The organism is Planktothrix sp. FACHB-1355 (genome assembly GCF_014748295.1).
Taxonomy (GTDB): Bacteria; Cyanobacteriota; Cyanobacteriia; order Cyanobacteriales; family Aerosakkonemataceae; genus Aerosakkonema; species Aerosakkonema funiforme_A.
On record NZ_JACJUP010000644.1, the window covers coordinates 1 to 3,974 of the forward strand.

The following is a 3,974-nucleotide window of genomic DNA, read 5'->3' on the forward strand; positions in this document are numbered from 1 at the left end:
TTAAGACCAAAACTAATAAGGTGTCGTTTATTGGAGGTGTAGATTATCCCCTGATAAAAGAAGGGGCGATATTGTTTGAGAGAGGCGCAAAATTAACCAATCCAAATATAACTGTGATAACAGAATGGGTGGGAAATTGGACAGACACAAAAAAGTGCCAAATGATTGCAAAAAACCACATTAGAGAGGGAGTTGATATTATTTCAACTAATGCCGATCCAGGTTGTATACCTTTACATCAATTAGCCCAAAAAAATGGAATTTACACTATAGGATGGATTCAAGACTTATATCAACTTGCACCTGGTACTGTCTTGACCAGTGCCATCCAGGATTCTCCAAAGTTATTGTTACAGGCAGCAACTTTAGTTAGAAAAGGGCGATGGGAGGGTAAGCAATACAAGTTTGGACTGAGAGAAAAAGTGCAAAGATTAGCTCCTTTTCGAGGGTCGCTGACTGCCGAACAAGAAGAGATAGTCAACAAAATTAAAAACGATATTATCACAGGTAAAATAGACATTTCCTCATAAATACTTTAGTTTTAAGGAAGTAAGCCAGTAGCTGCAATACTCTGAAAAGGAGGTTCAATTGCATCAAGAAAATCAAAAGGCTAGTTCAGATAAATTAAACAGCAATTTAACTTGGCTGTGGAATTTATCCATCGCGAAACAATTGCGTTTTGGGATGGTCTTCTTGGTGGTATCGAGCTTGCTGACGACGGGAGTAATACTGATTTACTCTAGTTTCCAAACCCAATTAAAACAATCAAACCTACTACAGCAAGCGCGATCGCGAGCTGCTGCTGAAACAATCGACGCCTACATGGACGATTTGATCAGAAAATTGGGTTATTTGGCGAGAGTGCGGGGTTTAACTGATCTACCTCTGGAAACCAAACAAACTTTGCTAGAAGGTTTAACTCGCCACAACGATGCTTACGAAATGGTGGCTATTGTTAATCGTCAGGGAAATCCAGTTGTAGTCGTTTCTCCCTACAATCGTGTCGGGCTCGGTAATCTGGCACTTACACCCCTATTTGTGCGATCGTTCAAGCGGCAAGAAGATTATGTCGATGCTGTGAGCATCGATCCGGAAATTCATCAGTTAGTGACAACGATCGCCGTTCCCATTCGCAATCTACAAGATGAAGTTGATGGCATTTTACTGGCTAGAGTTAATTTAAAATTCCTCGATTTTGTGGTTTCCCAGACGGAAGTAGGAAAAACTGGATATACTTACGTAATAGACGATCGCAACTTTATAATTGCTAAAAAAAGAAGTGCTGGAGAGAGATTTAAACTAGAAGATATTTCCCAGCGTCCGTTTATTGAAAATTTGCACGATACAGAGACACAAGCCCTGACAATCTACCGGGGTCTTAAAAATGAACAAGTTTTGGGTGCGATCGCACCTATTGACAGCGTTGATTGGAGCGTTATTGTCGAATTACCAACAGCCGAAGCATACGCCCCTGTCTACAATCAGATTTTAGTAATGCTAGGAGCCCTCTCCCTCGCAACATTTACCGCCATAATATTGGGATTCTGTTTCTCTCGGCGGCTCGTCAAGCCCCTAGAAAATCTTACTGTTGCCGCCGCCCAAATTAGCGATGGAAATCTCGACACTCGCGTCCACATTCAATCCCGCAATGAACTGGGGATTTTAGCGCGTTCGTTTAACCAAATGGCACAGCAATTACAGGAGTCATTTAGAACTCTGGAAAAGACAAATGAAGAGTTAGAAATTAGAGTCGAACAACGCACAAACGCGCTTAGGCAAGCGATGGAAGCTGCTGATGTTGCCAACAAAGCTAAAAGCGAATTTTTGGCAAATATGAGCCACGAACTGAGAACCCCTCTCAACGGTATTTTGGGTTATGCTCAAATCCTGGAAAGAGCGCAAAATCTAACTAAAAAACAACTGGACAACATCAACATTATTTACCAGTGCGGTACTCACTTGCTTACCCTGATCGAGGATATTTTAGATCTTTCTAAAATAGAAGCTAAGAAAATGGAACTTTATCCAGAAGATTTCTATTTTCCTTCCTTCTTGTCAAGCGTAGTAGAAATCTGCCGCATCCGCGCCGAACAGAAAGATATCTCGTTTGTTTACCAACCAACTAGCGAACTGCCTATAGCCATTCATACCGATCGTAAACGCTTACAACAGGTGTTGATTAATTTACTCGGAAATGCAATTAAATTTACAGAAATAGGTGGAGTTAACTTTAACGTAAGTGTCATAAATTATCAGTCATTAGACACTAAAGAGTCAAATTATGACAATGATATAAGACTAATAAAAAAAATTCGTTTCGAGGTAAAAGACACCGGCGTAGGTATGAGTCCGGAGGAATTGGAAAAGATATTTTTGCCTTTCGAGCAGGTGGGAAATGGCAAACATCAAGCAGAAGGAACCGGACTGGGATTGGCAATTAGCCAGAAAATTGTTCAAATGATGGGCAGTAAAATTCAAGTAAAAAGCCAACTCGGTATGGGCAGCACTTTTTGGGTAGATTTAGATTTACCCGAACCCAAAGACTGGATACAAACAGCCACTATTATTAAGCAACAAAAGATTATTGGCGTAGAGGGGAAAAGGCGTAAAATCCTGGTAGTAGATGATAAATGGGAAAATCGATCGGTGATTGTCAATCTGCTAGAGCAAATCGGTTTTGAAATGGCAGAAGCAACAAACGGTGAAGAAGCTTTGACTAAAGCAGCAGAGTTTAAACCCGACCTAATTATCACCGATTTAGTTATGCCTGTGCTGGACGGATTTGAGATGATACGCCGCATTCGGCAGTCACCGGAATTGAAGGATATAGTGATAATTGTTTCATCTGCTAGCGTATTCGTAGCCGATCGACATAAGAGTTTGTTAGCTGGGGGTAACGATTTTATGCCCAAACCAGTACAGGCAGATGAGCTATTTCAGAAGTTACAAAAATATTTGGAAATCGTATGGATTTACGAGGAAACCCCGAAGCCACAGCCAGCAGAAGAAAGCCAAGATACAAATGCCGAGCTTACTAAATCTCAAATTCCAGATGGCGAATTAATTCCTCCCCCAGCAAAAGAAATAGAAATCCTCTTTGAGCTAGCGATGAGAGGTAATATCAAGGGTATTGCCAGACAAACTGTCAAGTTAGAGCAAATGGATGAAAAACTTGTCCCTTTTGTCCAATATTTGCGTCAACTAGCTCACAACTTTCAGGAAAAAGAAATTCTGGAGTTCATTAGTAAATACAGGTCAGATCCAAATGAGTGCTGAATCTAGCGAAAAATCTATCCTGTTAATTGTTGATGATAACCCCGTTAATTTAGGGGCGATCGCCGATTTTTTGGATGAAGCTGGATTTGAAGTATTGGTAGCGCGAGATGGGGAAAGTGCAATCCAAAAGGTAAAATATGCCCAACCAGATCTGATTTTATTAGATGTGATGATGCCCGGAATCGATGGATTTGAAACTTGCTATAAGCTGAAATCAGACCCGTCCACTAAAGATATACCAGTAATTTTTATGACTTCCCTCTCTGACAGGGTAGATAAAGTCAAAGGTCTCAATTTAGGCGCAGTCGATTACATCACTAAGCCGTTTCAGCAAGATGAGGTATTAGCCCGCGTCAAATCTCAGTTAAAATTGTATAATTTGACGAAAATTATGCAACAGCAAAATTTACTTCTCAAACGAGAAGTTGAAGATCGAGTTGCCGCTGAAATTTCTTTGCAAAAGCTGACGCAGGAATTAGAAAAACGGGTGGAGGAACGCACGTCTGAACTAAAGCAAACCATGCAAGAATTGCAACAGGCTCAATCTTATTTAGTGCATAAGGAAAAAATGTCCGCTCTCGGTCAATTGGTGGCTGGGGTCGCCCACGAAATTAATAATCCTGTGAGCTTTATTGCGGGTAATCTCAGCCACGCTGAAGGATATATCAAATCTTTGATTGAACACTTAAGCCTTTATC

3 protein-coding genes are annotated in these 3,974 nt (G+C 40.8%); all 3 read left to right on the forward strand.

The features are described 5' to 3' along the window. Window positions 1-530 (forward strand): BMP family ABC transporter substrate-binding protein (locus H6S82_RS22280; RefSeq protein WP_191056718.1); only part of this gene is annotated, 530 nt, incomplete at its 5' end. A 58-nt stretch (window positions 531-588) separates the two neighbouring features. Next, window positions 589-3,276: a hybrid sensor histidine kinase/response regulator gene (locus tag H6S82_RS22285; RefSeq protein WP_190471869.1), complete on the forward strand. Its 2,688-nt coding sequence runs from the start codon at window positions 589-591 to the stop codon at window positions 3,274-3,276. Beyond that, window positions 3,266-3,974, forward strand: a 709-nt coding sequence (locus H6S82_RS22290) for a response regulator (protein ID WP_191056719.1), incomplete at its 3' end; no start/stop codon positions are given. The genes H6S82_RS22285 and H6S82_RS22290, both read left to right, overlap by 11 nt.